Source organism: Chryseobacterium sp. R2A-55 (genome assembly GCF_021401085.1).
In the GTDB taxonomy this organism is placed as follows: domain Bacteria; phylum Bacteroidota; class Bacteroidia; order Flavobacteriales; family Weeksellaceae; genus Kaistella.
In genome coordinates, this window is record NZ_JACBFP010000008.1 from 52,533 (window position 1) to 76,278 (window position 23,746).

Annotated in this window: 27 protein-coding genes and 4 tRNA genes; 2 read left to right on the forward strand and 29 right to left on the reverse strand. The window is 39.8% G+C overall.

All coding sequences use genetic code 11. From position 1 onward, the window contains the following. Positions 1 to 137: 137 nt before the first annotated feature. The 5 genes from L0951_RS09675 to L0951_RS09695 form a co-directional block, all read right to left on the reverse strand. A complete protein-coding gene (locus tag L0951_RS09675; protein WP_234111031.1) occupies positions 138 to 605 on the reverse strand; it encodes a hypothetical protein in 468 nt (155 codons plus the stop codon). Positions 606 to 971: 366 nt separating this feature from the next. Further along, complete coding sequence (locus tag L0951_RS09680; protein ID WP_234111032.1) at positions 972 to 1,856, reverse strand: hypothetical protein; 885 nt, start codon at positions 1,854 to 1,856, stop codon at positions 972 to 974. A 1-nt stretch (position 1,857) separates the two neighbouring features. Continuing rightward, entirely contained in the window at positions 1,858 to 2,262 is a 405-nt protein-coding gene (locus tag L0951_RS09685) for a hypothetical protein (RefSeq protein WP_234111033.1), read from the reverse strand. A gap of 141 nt (positions 2,263 to 2,403) precedes the next feature. Continuing rightward, positions 2,404 to 2,862: a hypothetical protein gene (locus L0951_RS09690; protein WP_234111034.1), complete on the reverse strand. Its 459-nt coding sequence runs from the start codon at positions 2,860 to 2,862 to the stop codon at positions 2,404 to 2,406. A gap of 572 nt (positions 2,863 to 3,434) precedes the next feature. Beyond that, positions 3,435 to 3,743: a hypothetical protein gene (locus L0951_RS09695; protein WP_234111035.1), complete on the reverse strand. Its 309-nt coding sequence runs from the start codon at positions 3,741 to 3,743 to the stop codon at positions 3,435 to 3,437. A gap of 422 nt (positions 3,744 to 4,165) precedes the next feature. Here L0951_RS09695 and L0951_RS09700 point away from each other — a divergent pair, with 422 nt between their 5' ends. Next, a complete protein-coding gene (locus tag L0951_RS09700; protein WP_234111036.1) occupies positions 4,166 to 4,369 on the forward strand; it encodes a hypothetical protein in 204 nt (67 codons plus the stop codon). A gap of 90 nt (positions 4,370 to 4,459) precedes the next feature. Here L0951_RS09700 and L0951_RS09705 read toward each other — a convergent pair. From L0951_RS09705 to rpsU, 7 genes are all read right to left on the reverse strand, one after another. Next, positions 4,460 to 4,531 (reverse strand) — tRNA-Thr (locus L0951_RS09705). A 48-nt stretch (positions 4,532 to 4,579) separates the two neighbouring features. After that, positions 4,580 to 4,652: transfer RNA gene (locus L0951_RS09710), tRNA-Gly, on the reverse strand. A gap of 83 nt (positions 4,653 to 4,735) precedes the next feature. Continuing rightward, positions 4,736 to 4,818 (reverse strand) — tRNA-Tyr (locus L0951_RS09715). A gap of 16 nt (positions 4,819 to 4,834) precedes the next feature. Continuing rightward, a tRNA-Thr gene (locus tag L0951_RS09720) sits at positions 4,835 to 4,908 on the reverse strand. Between the two features lie 104 nt (positions 4,909 to 5,012). After that, positions 5,013 to 5,303 carry an HPF/RaiA family ribosome-associated protein gene (locus tag L0951_RS09725; RefSeq protein ID WP_234111037.1) on the reverse strand — a complete coding sequence of 97 codons (291 nt, stop codon included), beginning with the start codon at positions 5,301 to 5,303 and terminating at the stop codon, positions 5,013 to 5,015. A gap of 3 nt (positions 5,304 to 5,306) precedes the next feature. Continuing rightward, positions 5,307 to 6,188 (reverse strand): tyrosine-type recombinase/integrase, encoded by an 882-nt coding sequence (locus L0951_RS09730; RefSeq protein WP_234111038.1) that lies wholly within the window; start codon positions 6,186 to 6,188, stop codon positions 5,307 to 5,309. A gap of 154 nt (positions 6,189 to 6,342) precedes the next feature. After that, positions 6,343 to 6,540: a 30S ribosomal protein S21 gene (gene rpsU / locus L0951_RS09735; RefSeq protein WP_234111039.1), complete on the reverse strand. Its 198-nt coding sequence runs from the start codon at positions 6,538 to 6,540 to the stop codon at positions 6,343 to 6,345. 87 nt (positions 6,541 to 6,627) lie between these two features. Between rpsU and L0951_RS09740 the strand changes: the two genes are divergently transcribed. Beyond that, positions 6,628 to 9,786, forward strand: a complete 3,159-nt coding sequence (locus L0951_RS09740; RefSeq protein WP_234111040.1) for a UvrD-helicase domain-containing protein — start codon at positions 6,628 to 6,630, stop codon at positions 9,784 to 9,786. Positions 9,787 to 9,825: 39 nt separating this feature from the next. Here L0951_RS09740 and lepB read toward each other — a convergent pair whose 3' ends face one another. The 17 genes from lepB to L0951_RS09825 all read right to left on the reverse strand — a co-directional run bounded on the left by lepB (position 9,826) and on the right by L0951_RS09825 (position 23,431). Further along, the gene (gene lepB, locus L0951_RS09745) at positions 9,826 to 11,475 is read right to left on the reverse strand and encodes a signal peptidase I (protein WP_234111041.1); all 1,650 of its coding nucleotides are present in this window, start codon (positions 11,473 to 11,475) and stop codon (positions 9,826 to 9,828) included. Between the two features lie 141 nt (positions 11,476 to 11,616). Continuing rightward, positions 11,617 to 12,318, reverse strand: a complete 702-nt coding sequence (gene dapB / locus L0951_RS09750; protein WP_234111042.1) for a 4-hydroxy-tetrahydrodipicolinate reductase — start codon at positions 12,316 to 12,318, stop codon at positions 11,617 to 11,619. 215 nt (positions 12,319 to 12,533) lie between these two features. After that, on the reverse strand, positions 12,534 to 13,163 hold the full coding sequence (locus L0951_RS09755; RefSeq protein WP_234111043.1) for a DUF5683 domain-containing protein: 630 nt from the start codon (positions 13,161 to 13,163) through the stop codon (positions 12,534 to 12,536). Then, a complete protein-coding gene (locus L0951_RS09760; RefSeq protein WP_234111044.1) occupies positions 13,163 to 14,050 on the reverse strand; it encodes a ParB/RepB/Spo0J family partition protein in 888 nt (295 codons plus the stop codon). Before L0951_RS09760 ends, L0951_RS09755 begins: the two co-directional genes overlap by 1 nt. A gap of 61 nt (positions 14,051 to 14,111) precedes the next feature. Next, on the reverse strand, positions 14,112 to 14,885 hold the full coding sequence (locus L0951_RS09765) for a ParA family protein (protein ID WP_234111045.1): 774 nt from the start codon (positions 14,883 to 14,885) through the stop codon (positions 14,112 to 14,114). Positions 14,886 to 15,055: 170 nt separating this feature from the next. Beyond that, positions 15,056 to 15,874, reverse strand: coding sequence for an energy transducer TonB (locus L0951_RS09770; protein ID WP_234111046.1), 819 nt, complete (start codon positions 15,872 to 15,874; stop codon positions 15,056 to 15,058). Between the two features lie 246 nt (positions 15,875 to 16,120). After that, on the reverse strand, positions 16,121 to 16,774 hold the full coding sequence (locus L0951_RS09775) for a J domain-containing protein (RefSeq protein ID WP_234111047.1): 654 nt from the start codon (positions 16,772 to 16,774) through the stop codon (positions 16,121 to 16,123). 231 nt (positions 16,775 to 17,005) lie between these two features. Next, positions 17,006 to 17,347, reverse strand: a complete 342-nt coding sequence (locus L0951_RS09780) for a hypothetical protein (RefSeq protein ID WP_234111048.1) — start codon at positions 17,345 to 17,347, stop codon at positions 17,006 to 17,008. A 4-nt stretch (positions 17,348 to 17,351) separates the two neighbouring features. Then, a complete protein-coding gene (locus L0951_RS09785; RefSeq protein WP_234111049.1) occupies positions 17,352 to 17,927 on the reverse strand; it encodes an RNA polymerase sigma factor in 576 nt (191 codons plus the stop codon). 209 nt (positions 17,928 to 18,136) lie between these two features. Then, entirely contained in the window at positions 18,137 to 18,577 is a 441-nt protein-coding gene (locus L0951_RS09790; RefSeq protein ID WP_234111050.1) for an SRPBCC family protein, read from the reverse strand. 42 nt (positions 18,578 to 18,619) lie between these two features. Beyond that, positions 18,620 to 19,030 carry an SRPBCC family protein gene (locus L0951_RS09795; RefSeq protein ID WP_234111051.1) on the reverse strand — a complete coding sequence of 137 codons (411 nt, stop codon included), beginning with the start codon at positions 19,028 to 19,030 and terminating at the stop codon, positions 18,620 to 18,622. A 117-nt stretch (positions 19,031 to 19,147) separates the two neighbouring features. Then, positions 19,148 to 20,014, reverse strand: a complete 867-nt coding sequence (locus L0951_RS09800; RefSeq protein ID WP_234111052.1) for a VOC family protein — start codon at positions 20,012 to 20,014, stop codon at positions 19,148 to 19,150. 260 nt (positions 20,015 to 20,274) lie between these two features. Continuing rightward, positions 20,275 to 20,691, reverse strand: coding sequence for an SRPBCC domain-containing protein (locus tag L0951_RS09805; RefSeq protein ID WP_234111053.1), 417 nt, complete (start codon positions 20,689 to 20,691; stop codon positions 20,275 to 20,277). Positions 20,692 to 20,742: 51 nt separating this feature from the next. After that, entirely contained in the window at positions 20,743 to 21,156 is a 414-nt protein-coding gene (locus L0951_RS09810) for an SRPBCC family protein (protein ID WP_234111054.1), read from the reverse strand. 205 nt (positions 21,157 to 21,361) lie between these two features. Then, positions 21,362 to 21,802, reverse strand: coding sequence for a VOC family protein (locus tag L0951_RS09815; protein ID WP_234111055.1), 441 nt, complete (start codon positions 21,800 to 21,802; stop codon positions 21,362 to 21,364). A gap of 321 nt (positions 21,803 to 22,123) precedes the next feature. Next, positions 22,124 to 22,633, reverse strand: coding sequence for a thiol peroxidase (tpx, locus tag L0951_RS09820; protein WP_234111056.1), 510 nt, complete (start codon positions 22,631 to 22,633; stop codon positions 22,124 to 22,126). A gap of 162 nt (positions 22,634 to 22,795) precedes the next feature. Continuing rightward, positions 22,796 to 23,431, reverse strand: coding sequence for a hypothetical protein (locus L0951_RS09825; protein ID WP_234111057.1), 636 nt, complete (start codon positions 23,429 to 23,431; stop codon positions 22,796 to 22,798). Positions 23,432 to 23,746: the final 315 nt, after the last annotated feature.

Here is a 23,746-nt window from a genome sequence, read left to right on the forward strand (position 1 = left end):
TCCGTTCAACGGGCTTTACCTCTTCTTTTTTATTTCTTTCTTTGGAATCGGTGATGAGTAATTCATTTGCCTACGGCGAACCTTCAGTTTCGTGTACTTCGGATAAGGCGAAAGCTTAGTTATTAGACGATTTCTTTTTAGGGATTATCTTTTAAGTAATTAATCGGATTTAACTTCTCGGAGTTTACATTCCAAATTTCAAATCCTAAATAATTTTCAGAATTAATTGTCATGATTTTTCCTAAGATTTGATTTTCGGATATTTTTTCGTTTTCAATAATTTGGAGATTAGTCAAGTTTTTATATACAAAAACTAGTTCATTTGATTTTACCAAAATTGACTTAGAATTGTCGTTATCATGATTAATTATCTTAGCGACAATTCCTGCTTTATATGCTAATACATTTGACTGATTTTCATAACCATAAATTCGTAATTCATTTTCTATAGGGTCAATTAAACCTATCAACATGTTACATCGATTTATGCAACAATTTTCATATCCCTTAAATTTATCAACTGGAATTCTCAAAAATTCAGCATTACTATTTTGTGCTTTTGGCAATATGGAAAAAAGTAATGTTAGTATTAAATAAATTTTCACAAAATGATATTTTTTTGAGATTCTGACTTACGCTTCCAATTAATATTGATAATCAGATTGTTCTAAAATTAAAATGCTCATTAGTCAAACCAAATTTAGTGAATTGTTTTTGAATTCATTTTACCATTCCCATCTTTCTTTTTTCGTCAAGGAAAAGATAAGGCAACGTAACGCCACAAAAAAAGCAGTCCTTCTGAAAAACTGCTTGGTAGCTCTAAATGCTAAAAATGAAATCCTCATAAGAGGATTATTCTTTTGTTGAAAAGCTACCGGAGCTGTAGTTTTTCCTGCGGCGCTTGAAGGGTTCAATGGGCTTTCATCTTATGTCCTGCGACGAGACGAAAGCTTAATTATTGTAGGCAGTGATTATTTCAGTTTCATTAATTGTTCCAATAATGGCGGTAATTTTGTTTCGGGGTTTATTTGGTCATTGTTCCAAAAACTCATTACACAACTGACATTTTTGTTTCTGACATTTTCAGTGATATAATAAACTGTCAAAGATTTTCCTCCCGACATTCCTGCTAAAGCAGAAGTAACTCCCGAAAATTCATAGATAACTTTCTTGGCTTTTGTCGGAACTCCTTCAAAATCTACATTTACAAATTCCTCGCTTGTAACCTTTCCGCTTTTTCGTGATTTTGTTACAATTAGTTGATTTTCAACACATTCTTGAGCATCTCGCAAGGTTTTATGAATTGACCAATTCATTTCTCCGAAATAAGGGCATTGAACGGTGTTTAAGAATGTCCAATAACAACTATTTCCGAGTTCTATTTTTCGACCTGCAAAATCTATTGAATTAATTTTTAGTGGAACAAAGTTTTCTTCAGGAATGTTGTTTTCCAAAATTTTGTTAACCAATTCTTCTTCAGTCTCTTTATCGGTTTTTCCGTTTTTTATGAACCAAATTACAGTTGTTGTTTTATTTGGATTCTCTACAAAATAATAGTTGTTGGTTTGGTAAATATCTCCAACAATTTTTTGCTGTTTAGACACGAATAAATTATTGAAATTTATTTTATTGTCTTTGATTTTTACATCAGCTTCAGAAATATTATGTTTTTTCAAAACTTTTTTTAATCCTTTTTCGTCAAAAGAATTATTAAAAATTTCGCTTGTCACACTGTAACCATCAATGTTATACCAAATTTTGTTATTGTTGTTCAAAGCGGTTAATCTATCAAAAATACTTTCTTGCGAAAAGCAGATTGAAGAAGTCAAGATTAATAAAATTGTTAAATATTTCATTCTATTTATTAATCGTAAAGGTGTAAATCTGGTATTTGTCCATGGTGCTTTTTTTCCAATTCTCAGCGTTTTTCGGGTCATTAAACTCAATTCCGTCAGTTGGAAATGTTTCAAAAGAAGAGAACCATGATTGAGGTTTTTCACTATCTTTTTTGAAAATTGTTTGTCTTACAATCATGCTGTCTTTTGCTTTAAAAGTAAAAGAGTTTTTATATTCTTGGCAACCAAATGAGGTTGAACATTTTATAACTCCAATAGTTGCATTGATTGGTTTTTCAGAAGTATTTTTAATAATAAATGCGGTATTCGCTTCGCCTGGAAGTGCAATACAACCTAAAAAAAGTAAGAAAATTGGAAGAAGTAATATTAATCTTTTCATTTGTTTATACGGTTTTTGTGGCATCATTGCCGATAACGTTTGGGTATTTCTGTTGGCGGGGATTATGATAACTGGTTTTTGTAAATATAACAAAAAGAACAATTAGCGAAAATCTTTATGATGTAAACTTCAACCCCGCTAATAGAAATACCGTGTTGCGGCGTTTTACTATTCAACTTTACTGTATTCATAGACCATTTTTTGATTTGTTATACCACCATATTGAATAAGTATGATTTTATTTTTCTCTAGTTTAATTTTATAAGTTTCAATGAATTTACACCTGTCTTGGTCTGCTCCAATTTTGTCTATGAATAAACTCCCCCTTTTTGAATAAATAATTCCTTGCTGATTTTTATTGTTGAAAGACCATAAATCTGCAATTATAAAACCATTAGGTTGAAATTTTATTACAATGTTGCTCGGTGTCCAAGGTTCATTTATGACTTTACTTAAGTTGCGCGTCGATTCATAAGCCTTTGTTTGGCGGTATTCAGAACTTACGTCAATTCTTTGCAACACTTCAGGAGTAAAGTATGTAATATTTTTGAATTCAAGATTTGAGGGAAAACAAACACCACAAGAAATTGCGGTAATTAGTAAAAATATGAATAGAGTAAATTTCATTTTTTGACAACATTTGTTTCGAGGCCGAATTTTTATAAAATGACGCACAACTCTCAAATATATGCATATTATCAGTACCTCCGAATATTTTTCTTAAAATTTTAATGACTTTTGCAAATAACTGAAAATCAATAATATTCCGGCAAATTCCCTGAAAGCTGTTTCAGCAATACTTAACAGAAAAAATCTTCTTTGACTTTTTTTAACCTATCCGAAAAAAGGACAAAAAGTATGGATTTCTCTGATAAAAGATTCTGTTTTCAGCCTGGCAAATACAATTACAAAAGCAGCGGGAAATCTACACCCCTTCTTACAGGAAAATACCTAGAACTTGCCTGTCGGCAGACAGGAACCATTTCCAAAGGCTACCAAACGTGACAAAAAAAGCCGTCCTTCTGAAAAACTGCCTTGTAACTCTAAATGCTAAAAATGAAATCCCCTTAAGAGGATTATTATGCTGTTGAAAAGCTACCGGAACTTTAGTTTTTCCCACGGCGAATGAAGGGTTCTACTGGCTTTCATCTTATGTCCTGCGACGAGACGAAGGCTTAGTTATGATCTGCAGGCAAAATTTATTCTAATTTTTCTGGTATTTGTCCATCTCTCCATTGTTCAGCTTGTTCTAAAGCTCCTTCAAACGCTTTTGCCTCAAAGCTAATGACGTCCAAAAATGCAAACATTAAAATATGATAATTCTTATTATTAAGTTTTTTTGCAATTTCGTCGTTCTCCTGCACTTTACTTAATATTCCTAAAATTTTTAGTTGAGAATTCTTTTTTATTAATTCAGCTTTTAATAATGAAGCAACCCATATTTGCTGTCCTTCCGGAAATTCTATTAGAAAATAGGGTCTATTTTCATATGTCTTTTTTATTTCCAAAACTTTAGCATTAAACGCGTAGAATTTTCCCTCAACTTCGCTTAATCTGTTGATTTTATTTAAAGAGTCAAATTAATGTACAATTTCACCATCAATATTTGTTGGATAAACTTCATTTTTCGACTGCGAATAACAAAATGAATTAATTAGTAAAATGAGAATTATTAAAGTTTTATTCACTTTTTTTTGCTTTTAAACGGTTTGTGGGAATTGTTTGCAGATAACGGTTGGGTTTTTATGTTGGCGGGGATTATGATCCCTACTTTTTATAAAAAAAAACGAAAAGAACAATTAGCGAAAATCTTGATGCTGTAAACTTCAACCCCGCTAATCGAAATACACTGTTGAACTAAACCTCCGGAAGGTTATCCCCTCGCCGTTTTATTAACTTTATTTTTAAAAACCTTTTAAAAACCCATAAAATGGCTACAAGAAAATCTACTGAAGAGCAAAAAATGAACAAATTTCTGAATCGTGCTTCGGGCGAAGTTAACGGTTTTGCCGAACTCCTGCAATGCTTCGAAAGAAATATTTCCATCACGGGCAGGAGCAAGACAACAAGAAAGCTTTTTCCAAGGCGAACATCAAAAGTCCGCTGGATCTGCTGTGAACAGGCATGTTGCTGATCCAGGTTTTGTCCATGATCCGAGCATCCCAAAACCACCCATGTTTAAAAACAAAAAAAATCCCCCAATCAATTGAGAGATTTAAAGTTGAGCCAACTATGAGATTTGAACTCACGACCTCTTCCTTACCAAGGAAGCGCTCTACCCCTGAGCTAAGTCGGCAATGTTTTAAAAAAAAATCACAATCCGCTTCTGGTTGTGATTTCTTAGAGCGGAAGACGAGGGTCGAACTCGCGACATTCAGCTTGGAAGGCTGACGCTCTACCAACTGAGCTACTTCCGCATTTTGTTTACAAAATTTGTTGGTAAACGGTTTGCAAATTTAAAACTAATTATTAAAACCTGCAATGTTTTTTTTATAAAATGTGGGGAGAGCAGGATTCGAACCTGCGAAGTCGTAAGACAGCAGAGTTACAGTCTGATCCATTTGGCCACTCTGGAATCTCCCCAATTTTACAAAAAATGAGCCTCCTGAGGGATTCGAACCCACGACCCCGAGATTACAAATCACGTGCTCTGGCCAACTGAGCTAAGGAGGCAAAATAGATTTCAAAAGATCTTCTTATCTGTTTTTGCGAGTGCAAATATAAGGTTGTTTTTTTGAAATCTACAAATAATATTTAAAAAATTTTAAGATTATTTTTCAGGCAAGTTCTTTTTTCTTGATTAGCAGCTTTTTAGCTGTATCTGCGCATAAATCGATACTCTCTTCAAAAGAGGCGGAAGTCTTTTTTACCACGATATCGTCTCCTGGAACTTCCAGTTTTATTTCAGCCGTTTTATTTTCTTTATCGGTAGAATTCTCAACTTTTAAAAAAACCTGGATTCCATGGATCTTATCGTAAAATGTTTCGAGCTTGCTTAATTTTTTTTCCAAATATTCTTCCAGTGGCGCATGTGGGGTCAATCCAATTGACTGAACTTTAATTTTCATAATCTAAATTTTTTTTGCTCTCGGATGAGCACTGTTAAACACTTTTTTTAATTGCTCAATGTTGGCATTCGTGTAAACCTGCGTTGAGGCAAGCGATGAATGCCCCATCAATTCCTTCACTTTAGAAATTTCTGCCCCATTTTCCAAAACATGGGTTGCAAAACTATGCCTCAAAATGTGGGGACTTTTTTTCTCCTTCGAAGTTACAAGACTAAGATAGGAATTAACTGCAGAATACACAAATTTATCATAGAGTTTATTGCCCTTTTTTGTCACAAAAAAATACATTTCGCTCTCCTTCAGCGGATTTCTTTCAAGAAGATATTTTTGAAATTTATCAGACAGATGCTTGGAAAACGGAATAATCCGCTGTTTATTTCCTTTCCCGATTACCTTGATTTCTTCCCGTTCAAAATCCACGTTTTCCAAGAGTAGATTGCAGAGTTCCATTCTCCGCATTCCTGTTTGATAGAGTGTTTCGATGATCAGCTCTTTTAAAAAATCTCTACCTTCCATTTTCCGCTCCGCCCATTCCAAATCGTTCATTTCTTCTTTAGAAAAGGGTATTTGTTTCTCCGGGTAAAACTTAAGGGATTTTATGTTTTCTAAAGGCGAAGTCTGTATTTCGCCTAATTTCATCAAAAAAAGGAAGAAACTGCGAAGTGATGAAAGCTTTCGGTTGATGCTTCGCTTTGAGATTTTTTGCTCCGTCAATTCCACCATGAAATTACGGATGATCTTCTTATCAACTTTGCAAAAGTCCAGATGGGATTCGGTTTCCAAAAGAAATCCGGAAAAATCAGCTAAATCCTTCTGGTAACTGATTACCGTGTTCGGAGCGTAACGTCTTTCAACGCTAATGTATTCTAAGAATCGTTCAATCATTTTCTAAAATATCGGAGGTAGAAAACAGAGAAAAGACTTACTTTATTTTCGCAGATCAATCTTCAAAAAATTTATTTATAGAAACAAAAAAAATCACTCTTCAAATATAACTATTCGAAAAGTGATTTCAGTATGTTCTGAAGAAAACTTTGACTTAAGCCTGCTCCTCTTTGCTCAGATTTCTCTGTTTGTGAGCCGCTTTCAAGTTCGCCTGTCTTTTAATTACAGAAGGCTTATTGAATTGCTGTCTGCTTCTCAAAGCTCTGACAACTCCTGTCTTGTCAAATTTTCTTTTGTATTTTTTTAGTGCTCTGTCGATAGCTTCGCCATCTTTTACTGGGATAATTAACATATTTTACATCTCATTTTGGATTGCAAAAATAAGGTTTTTTTCGGAAATGGCAAATTTTTCATTATTTTTAAAGTCTATAAAAGAACCATGATAAAAAACTACACCGTCATCAACGCTTCTGCAGGTTCGGGAAAAACCTATAACCTGGTTTTAAATCTCCTTGCGATTTGTCTCAAATACCCGGCGCAACCCGATAAAATAAGAAATATTTTGGCATTAACCTTTACCAATAAGGCGGCGAACGAAATGAAACACCGGATTATTGAATGGTTAAAAAATTTCATCAAGGATGATTTTGAAACAAACCGGGATTTAGCTCATATTCAAGAAAAACTTGCCAAACAAAATGTAAAAGTCAGTCTGCAAGAACTTCATGAAAGGTCAAAAAGTCTTCTGGATTACATTCTGCACCACTACTCCACATTGAATATCGGAACCATTGACAAGTTCAATTCCAGATTGGTAAGAAGTTTCACACATGAGCTGGGTTTAGCGCAGAATTTCAACCTGGAAATCAATCCGGAACCATTTCTGATGGAAGCAGTGGATAAGATGCTGGAAGAAATTGGAACAGACCACAAAATTTCTGAGACTTTCATGGATTTCATGAACTATAATTTAGATAATGAAGAACGCATAAGCCTCAATAAAACGCTGTATAAATCAGCGAAAGAATATGTTCAGGACAAGCATTTTTTCGAACTGGCGAAAAACAAGGACTTTGATTGGGAAGTCTATGAAAAATCGAAGAAAACACTTCGCGAAGAAATACAAAATTTGAAGGAAGATTCCATAAAAACAGCAAAGGAAACTCTGGACATGCTGAGGAAAAAAAATCTACAGGCCGATGATTTTTCAAGGGCAAGTGGCGGAACCCTCGGTAAATTCTTTGAAAACGTCCTGGACCATTATCTCCGTAAAGCGAAATTCCCATTTCCCGATGATGAAACTACTGCACAGGAAAATTACCGAAAAGGTGCCGCATCAAAATCCAAAAACAGACAGCCGGAAATTCTGGAAATCCTTGAAAACCTCATTGACCACCGTCAAAAAATCATCGGAAATTATATCCGTCAAAAGAAGAAAGAGAAAATCCTCGGTGCGATTTTGCCTTTGAAGGTCAATAAAGATATTCAGGACAAACTCGCTGAAATTGAAGAAGAAAACGACTTGGTTTTGCTTTCAAAATTCAATGTTTTGATTCATGAGAATCTACGCGAAGAACCCTCATCATTCATTTACGAAAAAGTGGGAACCAAATTCTCCCATTATTTTTTCGATGAATTTCAGGATACCTCCTCCATTCAGTGGCAAAACTTTCTCCCATTGAGAGACCACGCTATTTCACAGGAAAATATGAGTTTTACTTTGGTTGGCGATCCGAAACAGAGCATCTACCGATTCCGAGGCGGCGATTCCCAACTGATGCTCGACATCATCAATAAAAATGAGAAAACTCAGACCTTCGCAGAACTAGAGCATTTGAAATACAATTATCGCAGTGCGAAAAATATCGTAGATTTTAACAATCATCTTTACCGGTTCATGGCCGGATTTACGATGCCGGAACATGAACAAATCTTCGGTGAAGGTTCTTTTCAAAATGCCCAATCCAAATTTGAAGGCAGAGTTCGCGTGAATTTGGTGGAAAATGCAAACAAGCAAACTTACTACACAGAAGTGTCAGAGAAAATGCAGCAAGACATTCAACATTGTCTGGACAATGGGTTCAGGTTTTCTGACATCGCGATTCTTTGCCGCGGAAATTTTGATATTTTCAGTTTTTCAAAACTTTTGGGAAATTTGAAAGTGCTCTATAACGGTGAGGAAACCCACGTGAAAACGATTTCGGAATCAGGTTTAACCTTGAATTTATCCTCCACATTATTGGCTTTGACGGAATTTCTCCGATGGGAAGATAATCCGAAAAACCATCAGTTCCTGGTAAAAATGCTGTATCACCTCAAAGTTTTGGGCAGGATCACCACCGGAGATTTTTCGGCCGAAATGCTGGAATTGCTGAAATTAGGCAGCAAATCCGAAATGGAGCATTTTATGAGGGAGAAATATGCACTGAACCTGAACACCCAAAATTTGCTGCAGCTCAATCTGTATAATTTCATCGAACATTTTCTGTCCGAATTCATGGTGAAAGATAAAGAAACCGATTTCCTGCTCAACTATCTGGAAATGGTTTTTGTCTATTCTCAAAATGCCGGTTCCACCCTCAAAAACTTCCTTCAATATTGGGATGAGGAAGCAAATGAAACCACAATTCAAGCTTCAGACAATGTGGATGCCATTCAGATCATGACCATCCACAAAGCAAAAGGTCTGGAATTTCCGGTGGTTTTCTTGCCGATGGAAAACGAGAATAAAGACGGAAATTTCACCAGTTGGCTTCCTGTAGATTCTGAAATCGGCTTGAACTCTGTGAACATCAACGGTTTTGAAAAAGCACTGGAAAACTACGACCAGGAAATGGCAAGTTTCAATCAGAAAAACAGCTATCAGAACAGGATTGACCGATTCTGTCTGCAATATGTGGCGACAACCAGAGCGGTGGAACAGCTTTTCCTTTATATTGAAAAACCAAACAAGACAAAAAATAATCTGGAAATCTTCGAATTCCTGGAACAGAAAATTCCCAGAAATGAATCGGGTGAAGAAGTTTCGTCCTTTGATCTCTACGAGGTTTCTGAGGAGATTCTGCAAAAACAATCCACGGAAAAAAAGTCAAAACCTGAAACAGAATCCATTGATTATCAACCGCACCGAAATTCCAATCCTGAATCTATAAAGATCGCAACTCCGTCAAAAAGCTATCAAAACCGCGTGGAAAAAGTAAGAATCGGAATTTTTACCCATGAAATTTTGTCCAAAATCAATTCGGGAAAAGATGTGGAAAGGGTTTTGAAATCCTATCTTTTAGAGGGAAGCATTACTACAGAAGAAAAAGATGAGATTTCGGAAAGAATTTTCAGCATCATTCATGATCAAAAATATTCAAAATACTTTCTTGAAAATCAAACCATTATCAACGAAAAAGACATTATGATTTCAGAGCATGGCGAATCGAAAACCGTCCGTCCAGACCGAATGATTGAAACCGAAAACGGATACATTATCCTGGATTTCAAGACGGGAGCCGAAAAGGAAAAACACCAAACCCAAATCGATGGGTATAAATCGGTTCTGGAAAAATTGGGCAAAACCGTTTTGGAAACTGAAATTATCTATATTTAAAAATAAAAAAAGGGACCAGTCAACCGGTCCCTTTAATTTCTATTCCTGCTCCTCCTTTTTCCTGAATAAATTGACAAAGAATTCCCAACCGAAAAACAGCACCAAAACGCCTACTGCAACCCACCAATAAGAGGTTTTGTGGGCTTCTCCGGTATTGGTTGCTTTGAACATTCTGTCCCACCTCACCTTGAACGGCGCCTGATAAGTAGAACCCGAATCTGTAAATACTCCCTGTAAACTCATCCAAGTAAACATCGGTTTTCCAACGATATTCTCTTCCGGCACGAAACCGAAAAATCTCGCATCCAAAGACGCATCGCGGTTGTCACCAATCATCATGTAATAATCCTGTTTGATGGTGTACTGATTGGTTTCCTGACCATTGACGAAGATTTTTCCGTTCCTGTTTTCCAGTTTGTTGTGTTCATATTCCGATATGATCCACTGATATTCCGGCAAAGTTTCCTGATTCAAAGTCACCACATCGCCTTTTTTCGGAATTTTCAGCGGACCATACCAATCCTGATTCCATTTTCTATTGATCGGGAAAATTGATTGTGCGCTATCAATATTTTTGGTGTAACCGTCTCTCGCCGCATTAAGTTTATAACCAATCGCCGCAGAATCTTTTGGCCAAATGTGTTCCTTCATGTCAATAATCTGTGGAAGTGCTTTGATTTCTTTCGCCGTCTGATCCGTTAAACCCTGGAAATCATAGACAAATCCTTCATTGGTTTGATATTCCTGAAGCGGCAAAAATCCGTATTTGTTATACAATGCAGGAACATCCAGCTGACTTCCGGCGTGCGCGATGAATTTGTGCTGTTCCTGCTGGTCTCCCAAAATTGTTTCAGGTTTACCATTGACAAAAAGTCTTCCTGCCCTCATTTCAATGACGTCACCCGCCACTGCAACGCAACGTTTTACATAAGGATCTTTTCTGTCAATTGCCGTGTGCACCGAATCTTGGGGATAATTAAAAACCACGATATCATTTTTCTGTGGTTTGTTGAATTGCAATAACCTCCAATAAGGAAGTTTCACTGCATCCACATAGGATTTGGGATCATCTTTAGGGTTTCCTTTTTGTCCGGTATCCATGATCGTCCCCTGCAAAAACGGAATAGCTAAAGGCCGCATCGGCATTCGGTAACCATAACTCCACTTATTCACGAAGAGGAAATCGCCCACCAAAAGTGTCCGCTCCATGGAACCTGTCGGAATACCAAACGGTTGCGTCACGAAGATGTGGACAATAGTCGCAAAAACAACCGCGAACGTAATAGAACCGGCGAAAGTGTCTTTCTTTCTGGCATTTTTTTCCTCTTCACTCAGATAAAGATCTTCTTCACTTTCCACTTCAGCATCTTTGGAATAATTCACCGTTGCCATATAAATAAACGGAAGAATCACCGTCAATAAAACCTGTGTGAATTTGGATTTCCCAAAATGCTTCATCAGGAAAAGGTGAAAAACCGTCATCATGATCGGTCCGATAATCGGCAAATACGCCAATGCAACCCACCATTTCGGGTGCTTGGTTTCCTTCTGAATAATGAGATAATTGTAAAACGGCACCAATGCCAATAACGGATGGTAACCCATCTTTTTGAACAATTTCCAGGTGGAAACTCCCATCAAAAGGGAAAGGATGACAATGTAAAAGGTATAGGTAAGAATATAGTCCATAATTTTGGGTTTTGGCAGCCTGCTCCTGGAGACCGGCTTTTTGAGATTAGTTTATTCTTCTAAGTTTTTGTTACAGTTTGACAAGCTATCAGCAAAGTGCAAGGGTTGGAAATACAAGATCTGTTACTCATCAGTCATTACTCATGAAAAAAGCACGTCCTTCATCGAGAAATTCCCTTTTTTCCCCTTAATCCATTCTGCGGCGATTACCGCGCCCAAAGCGAATCCGTTTCGGTTGAAGGCAGTATGTTTGATTTCGATTTCATCCACCTCACTCCGGTAAAAAATGCTGTGTGTTCCGGGAACCTCATCTTCACGGATGGCGAAAATTCCAAGTTCATTTCCTTTGGTTTCATCGAGTTTCCAGCCGGTGAATCTTTTATCGTTTCTGATGATTCCTTCCGCCAAAGATATTGCGGTGCCACTTGGTGCGTCCTTTTTGTGGGTGTGGTGGATTTCCTCCAACTGAACATGATATTCGCTGAAGTTTTTCATCAGATCTGCCAATTTCTCATTCAGGGCAAAAAACAGATTCACACCCAAACTGAAGTTGGAACCATATAAAAACGCGGCATTGTTTTCGGTGGCAATATTTTCGATTTCGGGTTTTCTTTCCAGCCAGCCTGTTGTTCCGCAAATTACCGGAATCTTATTTTCAAGGCAGAATTTAATATTTTCAAACGCCACTTCCGGATTTGAAAACTCAATGACCACATCAGGATTGTTCAGGTTTCCGGCGGTGGGAGTTTCGTTGAGTTTCGCCACAATTTCATGACCTCTGCTGCCGGCAATTTCACCGATGATTTTCCCCATTTTTCCGTATCCCACTATTGCGATTTTCATGTTCTATATTTTAAATATGCTGCTGTTTCCTTTCACTTCAATGACATTAATTGAAGACTGGCAACTGGTCCGGTGACCTTTAAGTTTGGATTCATCTAAACTTAAGGATGATGATTCAACCTGAAGAAGCCCATCCTTCACCTTTCCGATTCCAGTATTTACTCAATCTTCAAATCTGAATTTTTTATTAAATTTTAAAACCGGAATTTCATGTTCTAAAATCTGTAATTCAGACTCAACCCCGCTTTCGCGGTCTGATTACTGAACTCATCAAAAATCACCGCCGGTTTAAAAGCCAGATCCGGATCTTTTCTACCTTCATATAAATGTGCATCCACCACCGCATCCACGATATTCAGCACATAAATCAGTCCTGTGATGGCGATGGCATAATCACGCTGTCTTTTTTGCCGGTCCTGAACACGACCTAAAGCTTCTGCCGTAATTCCCGGGATGTCTGAAAATTCATGCGGTTGTCCGTTCAGTTGGGCGATGAACGCATTTCTGTAACGCGTATATTGGTTTTGGTTCCAGATGGCGATTCCCACGCCGGTTCCGATTGCTCCCCAGACGATGGGGATTTTCCAGTATTTTTTGTTGTAATATTGACCGAGTCCCGGCAGAACCGCTGAATACAAACCGGCTTTCGTCGGGTTAAAATTCATGGTTTTCGCAGGTGCATTGGATTTCTGAATATCGGTCAGCACCGCAATTTCAGATTTCGGTTGTACCGCTGAAAGGGAGTCTTTTGGATGATTTTCAACGCGAATGCTGTCGTTTGGATTGACTTGTGCGGTAATCTTAAAAGAAAATATCAGAAAGAAAATGACCGTGAATTTCCTCATTATTTAAAGTGTGAGAGAATGTTTTCCAATTCCTGCTCGTTTTTGAAATCGAGAACGATTTTTCCCTTTTTACCGTTGGCGGAAGCTTTAATTTCTACGTTCACTTCCAAAATATCAGCAAGATTTTTTTCCGCTTTTTTGTAATGATTGGGAATCGGTTTTTTGCTTTTCGGTGCAGATTGTTTTGGATTTTTCAACAGGTTGGCTTCCAGTTCAGCCTGTCGGACACTCCAATTATTTTTGATTATCTTCTCAAAAAGAATTTTTTGACTTTCAGGATCTTCCAAACTGAGAATGGCTCTGCCGTGCCCTGCGGAAATCTCGCCGCTCCGGATCGCGTTCTGTACATCGGGATTCAATCTGAGCAAACGGATGGAATTGGTAATTGTACTTCTTTCCTTCCCTACTCTTTGGCTCAAGTTTTCCTGGGTCATTCCGATTTCTTCGAGCAATCTCTGGTAAGTGAGTGCAATTTCAATGGCGTCTAAATCTTCACGCTGGATGTTTTCCACCAAAGCCATTTCGAGCAATTCCTGGTCATTGACCAAACGGATATAGGCCGGAACCGTTTCCAAGCCGGCTATTTTACTTGCCCGGAAACGCCTCTCACCCGAAATGATTTCAAATTTGTCTCCATCTTTTCTTAAAGTAATCGGCTGTATCACTCCCAGATTTTTAATGGATTGCGCCAAATCGTTCAACGCTTTCTCATCGAAATAAGTTCTTGGCTGCGAAGCGTTGGGATAGATATCTTCCAAGGATACCTCCACTATGTTTCCCACGAACTTATCAGCACCTTCATCTGTGGCAGAATTCACAGTAGCTTTTGATTCGGCACTCAGGATTGCTCCCAAACCGCGTCCCATTGCCCTTTTTTTGTCTTTCATAATGCTGTCTTCCTCCTTGAATGCTCTGCCAAAGGGCGGAAATTTTTCAAAGGAATTTATTTTAGTTCTTTACTAAATTTTCATTTTTCAGTACCACTTCTTCGGCCAACTGAAGGTATTGGATGGCTCCTTTGCTTTCCGCATCGTAGTTCAGGATACTTTCACCAAAACTTGGCGCCTCGCTCAATCTCACATTTCTGCTGATAATGGTTTCGAAAACCATTTCGGGGAAATGGGCGCTTACCTCTTCCACCACCTGATTGGAAAGCCGAAGTCTGGAATCAAACATGGTCAGCAGCAAACCTTCAATATCCAAATCTTTGTTGTGGATTTTCTGCACGTTTTTGATGGTGTTCAACAGTTTACCGAGACCTTCCAAAGCAAAATATTCGCACTGAATAGGAATAATCACAGAATCAGCGGCAGTTAAAGCATTCACGGTGATCAGACCCAAACTCGGCGCACAGTCGATGATGATGTAGTCATACTCATCCCGCACCGATTTTAGGGCTTCTTTTAGCATGTACTCGCGGTTTTCACGATCAACCAGTTCAATTTCTGCGGCCACCAAATCGATGTGTGAAGGAATGATATCCAAATTTGGTGAAGCTGTTTTCTGCACACATTCTTTCGCTTCTGCACTCTGCTCCAAAAGGTTGTAGGTGGAAAATTCCGACTGCTCAATTCCCAATCCGGAAGTAGCATTTGCTTGCGGATCTGCGTCAATGATCAGGATTTTCTTCTCCAGAACACCCAATGCTGCGGCAAGATTTACCGCAGTGGTGGTTTTCCCCACTCCGCCTTTCTGATTGGCAATACCAATGATTTTAGCCATTCTTTAAATTTTAATCATCAAAAATACACTTTTTTCCGAGTTTCAAATAGTTGACGCATCCTGAAATTTGGTTAAAATACTGTTAATTAACCATTTACTACAAAAAAAAATTATCCACAAAAAATCGTTTTCTGTGGATAACTGCCTATATGAAGGATTGGCTGTGTAAATTACTGAAACTGCATGGTAACCGGGAATTTAAAGTAACTCCTCACGTTTTCACCGCCAAGTTTTGCCGGAATCCATTTTCCACGAACCGAACGTATGGTTTTTTCCGCTTCGCGATTAAAAGTCGCATTGGGTCCGCTGGCTTTCACATCACTGATCGTGCCGTCTTTTTCTACGATAAAGGTCACCGTGGTTTTCACCACTTCGCCAGTTCCATCCATCGCTGAAGTATCAAAACTGCTGACCACTTTATTTCTGAAGGCGTTGATCCCGCCAATGAATTCCGCAGAAACGTCAACAGCGGTTTTGGGAGTGTTGTCAACCGGTTTCTCAGTTTTAACATCCGGAGTTTGATTTGCCGGAAGGTCAATAACCGGAGGAACATATTGAGTTAAGGGTGGATCACCTACCACATCCTGAATTCCTGCAACGGAATGATCATAATCGGCCTGTTTCGGCATCACCTTATCAAATTTTGCATCCCGGGTCGGGTCAGGAACCCGCGAATCAAGGGTATTCACTTTTGCCTGTGGCGGAACCACCGGCTGCACTACTGGCGGAGTATCTTCTGGCTGATCTACAATATCCAGTACAAAAGGACCTGCTGAAGTATCAATAGGTGTTACAGGTGAATCTGCGAAATAATGCGCCACAAGGGGAGTCAGTGCAAAAAGCGCAAACACTCCAATTCCAATCAACATCGATTTGGTAAGGATGCTGTCGGCTTCATTTCGCAAGACATAAGCTCCGTAATCTTTGTTTCTGCCCTGGAACAGGACTTCATCAAATTTATTTTCCTGGTTTTGAAATAGATGTTTCATCTCATTAATCATTTTAAGGGTTGGGTATTCACTTAACGAGAAATATCATTTTAGCAATGAATTTTTACACGCAATTAAACATTATCAAAATCAAGACCAAAATTTTGATTTTTCCCCATTAAAATTATTTTATTCATAACAATACGGAAATAACCCCAACAAAGTTGGGTTCAGATCAATCGCCAGATGTTTTGTAAAAATACTGCGGTAAAGCGTGCGAAATTTTGAAAAGCCGAAGCAAACGATTCAGTTTCCGGAAAATGTTTTCACCAAGATCAAAATGGCAATCACGAAGAAGAGAATCGCCAGGATCACCCTCATTCCTCTGGATTGCCCTCCAGGATTGATTCGGGTTGGCTTCTGTGGTTTAAATATTTCTTCCAGATCACTCCTGAACTGTTCCCGTTCATTATCGAAGGTTTCGGTAATGGTGATTCCCTGCACCACGGTTTTATTCAAAAGCGTGTTTGTGGCATGAAGGAGAAGCTGGAATTCTCCCTCCTTGAATTCGGTGATTTTAAAGACCCTTTCTCCGTAGCCTTTTTCCAATCCGAAAGGTAAGATCTTCACCACATCGGCGTTATTCGTATGCCAGTTGATGATGACTTCCTCCCCTTTTTTCACCCGGATCTTATTGGCCGAGAAAGTTCTGATGGATGGCGGCAAGGTCGGCCGGTAACTTCTTTGCAGATGCGCCAGATTTTCGTCGTAAATCCTGCGTCTTTCGGGCTCGCTCAACATTTCATACGCTTCCTGGATTTCCCGGAACCGGTCAGAAAAAAAATCGTCATTGGGATTTTTATCGGGGTGGTATTTTAAGGACAACTTCCGGTATGCTTTCTTGATGTCTTCATCGGAAGCATTGGATTTTATACCCAGAAAATAATAATAATCTTTCATCTTAGAATTGCGGGACGTGAGACGCGACGTGCAAAAATAGGGTTTTATAAAATAATTTTAACGCAACGCAGAAAAGAATCAGTTCATTGACACGGCATCCTCCTAAAAATTGGTGCAGCTCCATGAACTTTTAATTACGTCCACCGAGTCACAAAAATCGCTGAAAACGGGGTAATCTGCAAAAGAAAAGCGGCAGCAATACAACAAAAAAGCGAACAAAAGTGTCTGCCCTTATTCGCTTTTTCCAAAAAACCCAGTAGTTTCACAGCGTTTTTTCCACAATTCTTTCAGCCGTTGTTTTTCTTCCTCACTCATTCCGCAATGTTCTTCCTTCATCTGCCTGAATTTTTCTTTTGCCCTCCATCCTTTTCCGTGCTTTCCTCCGAAACCGCCAAACAGGATCTTACTCAGCACCAAAATCCCCATTGCCTGCCAAAAAGTGACGGCCTTCACCCCTGTAATTTCCGGCAGCAGCAGATTCCAAAGCCACATTACTATCGCGGTCACCGCAAAGAACATCGCGATTCCACCAATCACGAAAAGCGCTATTTTTCCTTTAAAATTATTGCTCATTTCCTTAATCTTTCAAATCTTTATACAAACCCAGCATCCGTTTCCGCAGATGTTTCACCGCATAATTTTTTCTACTGATGATGGTTTTGATGTTTTCTCCCTGCTCATCGGCGATTTCCTTCAATTTTCTGCCTTCCATTTCGGTCTCCACGAAAACCAGCCGCTGATTCTCGGGTAATTCGTCCAAAGCCGCAAAAAGCTGTTTCCAGACCTCCTCGCGAAACGCCAACAGTTCAGGATTTTCAGAGTCATCCAGCAACAAAATATCTTTCACCGAAAAACTTCCGTCTTCGTCCACATACACGAAATCCTCCAAATTATCGGTCGTCTTTTTCCGGTATTTATCAATGATTTTATTATTCGATACCCGGTACAGCCAACCGCCGACATTCACAATTTCGCCGATATTGGTCAGATTGCTGAACTGGTACCAAACCTCCTGCAAAATATCTTCCGCATCCTCTGTATTGCGCACTTTCGGCCGGATAAAAGACATCAGTTTCCCGCCGTAATTTTTTACGGTTTGAGCAATCAGACTATCTTTTTCGGTTTGCGACATCGAGGCCAATTCCAGTTCCATACCGGGAAAGACGACCGGAATTTCATTTTACTTTAAGGGGTGGATATTTTTTTGAGCAGCCGAATTTCCGACTTCTTCCAAGAGCCGTCCCGCTTTCGCTGTCAGCCGATGTGTTGGGCTGCATGGAGACAGGCAAGGCTATGTCTTTTTTGAGATTCCGATTTCGCTCAATCCCTAAAAAAGGATGCCACTGCAACCGGGATTTAAAATCAGCTTTCCGCCAGATTTTTCAAAAATGCGAAACCTTTGTTAAAACCGTTGTCCATGTATTCCTTATATTCCTGCATGGTATGCGTGATGGCGCGAAGTTCGGTGGTTGTTTCATCAATCGCGCGCAGAAAGTATTTTTCTTCGGTACCGCTCCATTCCATCACTTCGCGGCTTTTGGTATCTTCCACTCCATTCTGAAAAGTTCCCAAATGGCGGAAAATCACTTCATTCGGCTCATTTAAACTCATGATGGTGGAGACCATTCCGTTTCCGGTTTTGTCCAGAAAGTAGGTTTTTCCGCCCACTTGCCAGTCGGATTTCAGGGTAGAACCCTCATCGAAAAACCTGGTCCATTGAGAATAAGATTCCTGATTCCACAGCAAGTTCCACACTTTTTGGATGGGCGCATTGATGATGATGCTATAGTCTAAGGTTTCCATGACGGTATTTGAGATTAAGATTAAAGTTGAGATTGAGGATTTCTAATTTTCTGACAATTCTTTGATTTTTGTAAAAATATTGGGAATATAATCATTATAAAACTCCACAAACTCATCCAAGGCATTGATTTCAGTTTTCAGGAGGGTTCCATTTTCGGTCGGCTCGAAAAAGTAAGTGACTTCAGAATCCGTCCAGTTTTGCGGATCCAATTTTCCTGCCATAATCCAGCCGAGATGCTTCATTTTGAGTTCACGATTCGGAATATTGGTTTCCACACGGTTATACATTCCGTTGTTGTCTTTGTCAAAAAACTTCATTTCGGAACCGGTTTCCCAATTTCCTTCATAGCGGTGACCGGGAGTCCATTTTCCATAGGTCTCTGCACTCCACATGGTTTCCCAGACTTTCTCAGGAGTGGCATTGATCGCAGTTTCAAATTCCAGTTGTTTCATTTCACTGTTTATATTTCACGCAGTTCAAAAGAATACACGATGAGTCACCTAAAGTATTAATTCAAAACAGCAAAAATCCCTGTAATTCCATTATAATTCCAAAGATGCTGCTCAATTTCAGGAGTTGTAAGCAGTTTCCAAATCGGCAATTACAATCTTCTTCATATTCAGCATCGCCTGGAAAACCTTTTGCGACCGGTCAGTTCCATCGAAATTATTCATCAGTTCCAGCAATCTTTTCGGGGTAATCTGCCAACTGACCCCGAACTTATCTTTCAACCAGCCACATCTGCTTTCCTCACCTCCATCGGCAATCAAGGAATTCCAGAGGTGGTCGGTCTGGGTTTGGTTGTCGGTCATCACCACGATCGAAATCCCTTCAGAAAAATCAAACTGATGGTCATAGGAGTTGTCCATGCAGAAGAAATGGTAATGGTCAATCACGAAATGCGCGTGCTGCACATTCTCCGGAACTTCATGGGTTTCATTTCCCACACCCTCTCCATACTTCAAAACACCAACTATTTTGGAATTGGGGAAGATTCTGGTGTAATGCTGCATGGCTTCCATGGCTTTTCCGTTATTCTGGTGAATGAACATGAGGGTGGGAACAATCTTCTGGTCGCCCTGATTTTCACCCATATAAACCTGCCAAGTTACGCCAAATTGATCGCGGACCCATCCGTATCTTTTGCTCCAAGGATATTCACCGAGATCCATCAGGACAATTCCTCCTTCGGACAGCGGTTTCCAATATTTCTCTACCTCTTCTTCAGTATCACATAAAACCATGAAGGAAATCGAAGCATTCTTTTGGTACGCCGGACCCCCATTCAGCAGCATGAATCTCTGACCAAAAAGATCCAGATTCAGTACCATCGGTGAATCCACCGTGATCTTGCCATCAAAAACACTGCAGTAGAAATCAGCGGCCTGTCTGGCGTCGCCATCATACCATAGGCATGGGAAAATATCATTGTTCATCGTATTTTTTATTTCGGTTTTCAAGCCTGTCTGCCGACAGTGGGATTTCAATTTTCAAATTTGAGTTTTCCCGGGCTAAAGTCTTTGCACCTACCAATCCTCAGGAAATTTCTGATTTCAAGTAAGCCGGATCAAGCCTTTTCACTTTTAAAATTTCTAATATGGCTGTTTCGATTCTCCGTTTCCACATTTTATGGTATGGAATCAAAGAGGAAATCTAATTCAGGAACTTTTTCAGCGGTGCTGACTGCAGGCTGCAGTTAATTGTTTTCCACATACTTGTGGAAGCGGTCCAAAATCGCATACCACCCGACCCGCTGCATTTCCCGACTGTTCTGGATTTCGGGCTCGAAGATTTCAATGATTTCGGTGGTATTCCCGTCTATTTTATTGAAGTACACCTCCACTTTTCGACCGTCATCGAGATGGCTTTTCACGAATTCCAAGACTTTAATCTCGTCGATATGTCCCGCAAAATTATATCCGAAGCTTTTATCCTTGTATTCCAAACGGTAGTCGAAACGCCCACCTTCGTAGAACTGGCTGCTTGCTTTTGGGCAATGCCAGTTGGTGGTGGGGAAATTCCATTTTACAATATGTTTTGGGTTGTAGAAATAATCCCAAACTTTGTGAACAGGCTGCAGAATTGTAATCTTGATGGTAATCGGATCTTTCATTTCTTTTTAATTTCCCTAAAATTAAGGAATATTTTCGATACGTGGAATTAATCAGCTATTCATCACATATCTGTGGAAATTCTGAAGAATCGCATTCCAACCCTCACGCTGCATTTCGATGGGGTTCAAGGTTTCGGGATCGAAAATTTCTGTGACTTTCGTGGTATCTTGATCTATTTCGTCAAACCTGATTTCCACCTTTCTTCCATCTTCCATATGGTATCTGATTAATTTTGACGGAATGATTTCATCATAAGTCCCTTCAAAATCAAAACCAAAACTTCCGTCTTTGGCTTCCATTCTGGTTTTAAGTTTTCCGCCGACCTGCAAGTCGTTTTCTGCTTTCGGGCAATGCCAGGATTCGTGGGCAAAGTTCCAGTGGACGATATGTTCCGGCAGATTGAAATAATCCCACACTTTTTGGACGGGCTTGCTGATGGTCTTGCTTATAGTGATTGGCGTCATAGGCGATGAGTGCATATTAATGAGATGATGTTTAATTTTCGGAAGGAGGCGTGACTTCTGCGGCAGGGATGGAAGTGGAAATCCTTTTTTTTGCATATGGAAAAGCCGGGGCCAAAAAAAAGATTGTAGCGGACAGCCCGGTTCCGAATTTTCTCTTGGGCATCAGGTGATGGGGAAAATCCGGAAGCCGCCCAAATGATCAAATCTATGAAGCGTCCTCATTGTAGTTGATCATCCAGCTGGTCCCGAACCGGTCCCGGAAACTCCCGAAATAATCGCCCCAAAACTGGTCCTGCATCGGCATTTCTACCTCCCCACCCGCAGAAAGTTCGTTGAAAAGCCGATCTGCTTCTTCGCGGGAATCCGGATGAATACTGACATAATTATTATCGCCGATCTGAAATGGCCTGTTTCCAAAACCCGGCATGATGTCGCTGCCCATCAAGGTCTGATTGCCGAGATTGATTCCCACGTGCATGACCCGGTGGTGAAACTCTTCGGGAATAGGCGGCATTTCTTCACTGGCGGGCACATCGCCAAAGCGCATGATTCCAAATTGGTTGAACCCGGTTTGGAACACTTTGCTGTAAAAATTGAAGGCTTCTTCGCAGGTGCCGTCAAAGTTGAGATAAGGATTCAGTTTCATAGGTTTTCTTTTAGATTTCAAAAACTAAAAATAAAAATTTCCGGGAGGATATGTTGTTAAAAATCCGGCAATTAAGAGAAATTTAACATTTGAACCCATTGTGGAAATTCCCGGACGCTGCCTTTGCGAACAGGTTTGCGAGTGAATGACTGCCTTGAGCCTAAAATTGAACAGAGCAGATCGCCAAACCATTGAGGGTTTGCTCATCCGCCTGCAAAAAAACAACCTTCAGGAATAATCGCCCTTATCAGACTTTGAAAAAAAACCCAAAGAAATCCTTGTAATTGCAGGGAGTTGGAATCCGCGGAATTATGTAATTAATCAGGTGGAAAGGAATTTGGCGGCATTCAGTGCGGCTTCGTAATTCGGTTCCTGGGCAATTTCGGGAACCTGTTCCGTGTACACCACTTTTCCATTTTCATCGGTTACGATGACCGCTCTGGAAAGAAGTCCCTTCATGGGTCCATCTGCAATGGTTACGCCGTAATCATCGCCAAAAGTTCCGCGGAAATCCGAAAGAGTCTCCACGTTATTCAAACCTTCTGCGGCACAGAATCTGCCCAGAGCAAAAGGTAAATCCTTGGAAATATTAATCACCACGGTATTTTCCAAACCGGCAGCGGCTTCGTTGAATTTTCTTGCAGAGGCGGCACATACGCCAGTGTCTATACTGGGGAAAATGGATATGATTTTCTTCATGCCGTCATAATCATCCAGTGTTTTCACTTCCAGTTTTTCATTGACCAGTGCGAATTCCCTTATGGATAAACCGATTTGCGGCAGATCGCCTATTGTGGACACGGGGTTTCCGTGTAATGTAATATTTGCCATAATCCAATAATTTTAAATGTTTCCCAAATATAGCAAAAAGGATGTAAAAGTCTTTTAATGAATGGTTAAATTTGTCTTAAAAGAGTGCCCGCTGCAAAATTACAGGATCAAATGCAGCAATTCTTAATGCAGATCAAACCCCGATTCCCTGATTCAGGCGTTTTAAAGCACCATGCCCTGGAAAGTGCGGTCCCCAAAAACGAAGAGAAAATGGGAGTAGTCCTTCTTCCTGCGGAATTTTCTTTTCCAGCAGAGCTCACCGGTTTCGGAAGATTCTGCAGGTGCAGTTTCTCTGCGGAACTGTCCGTTTTTGAAATTGATCTGTAACTCGATGATTTGGAAGGGCAGCTCAGCAGGTCTTGCTCCGATGAGCGCTATTCCACCATTTTCTGTTGCAGAAAACAGTATTTCCTCTGAATACTTTTTATTTTTTCTGAACCGGAATCTTTGAAAAAGTTCCGCACCCTGCGTGGTGTTCAACCCTCCTTTAAGCGTTTTTTCGCCATCCGTTGCCGGATTAAGGTTTTTGATGCGAAGCAACAGCTGATTGATGCGCTGGTAAAGAAACGCATCCCCCAGTGTTTCCATTTCATGCTGAAGTGCGCGGCGGAGGAATTTCCCTGCCGCGGACGCTTTTCCGAATTCTGTGTTTTGCTTACCGGCCTGGATCCGGGCGGCGCTTTTGGCACCTTTTTTCTTTTTCTGAACCCGCCTTACCACCGGTTTTCCATTCAAGGTATAAAACACGTAATCGCCTACTTTTCCGCTGATGCCTAAAAAAGAATCGAAGGAGCCCATATTTTCATTATCTTTGTAATGATTTGGTTGCCAGGATCATTCTATGAGATCCAATTTACCAAAGTTACGTTTTTTTACTCATTAAATCTTCATCAGCTACTTTAAAATAAAGGGAATCCTGAGGTTGACCCGTAGTTGCGCCGTGGTTCGACCGCGGTGTACTCGGGCACTGTTCGGGGAAGTTCCCGGGATGGGGTATGTTTGGGGTAAGAAAGCTGGAGGTGGTTTTTCAGATCACAAAAAAACATCCCTTCAATAAAGGAATGCAAAGATTTTTTTACTGTTTTGGAATTTTGTAGGTGGATAGTGATCAAA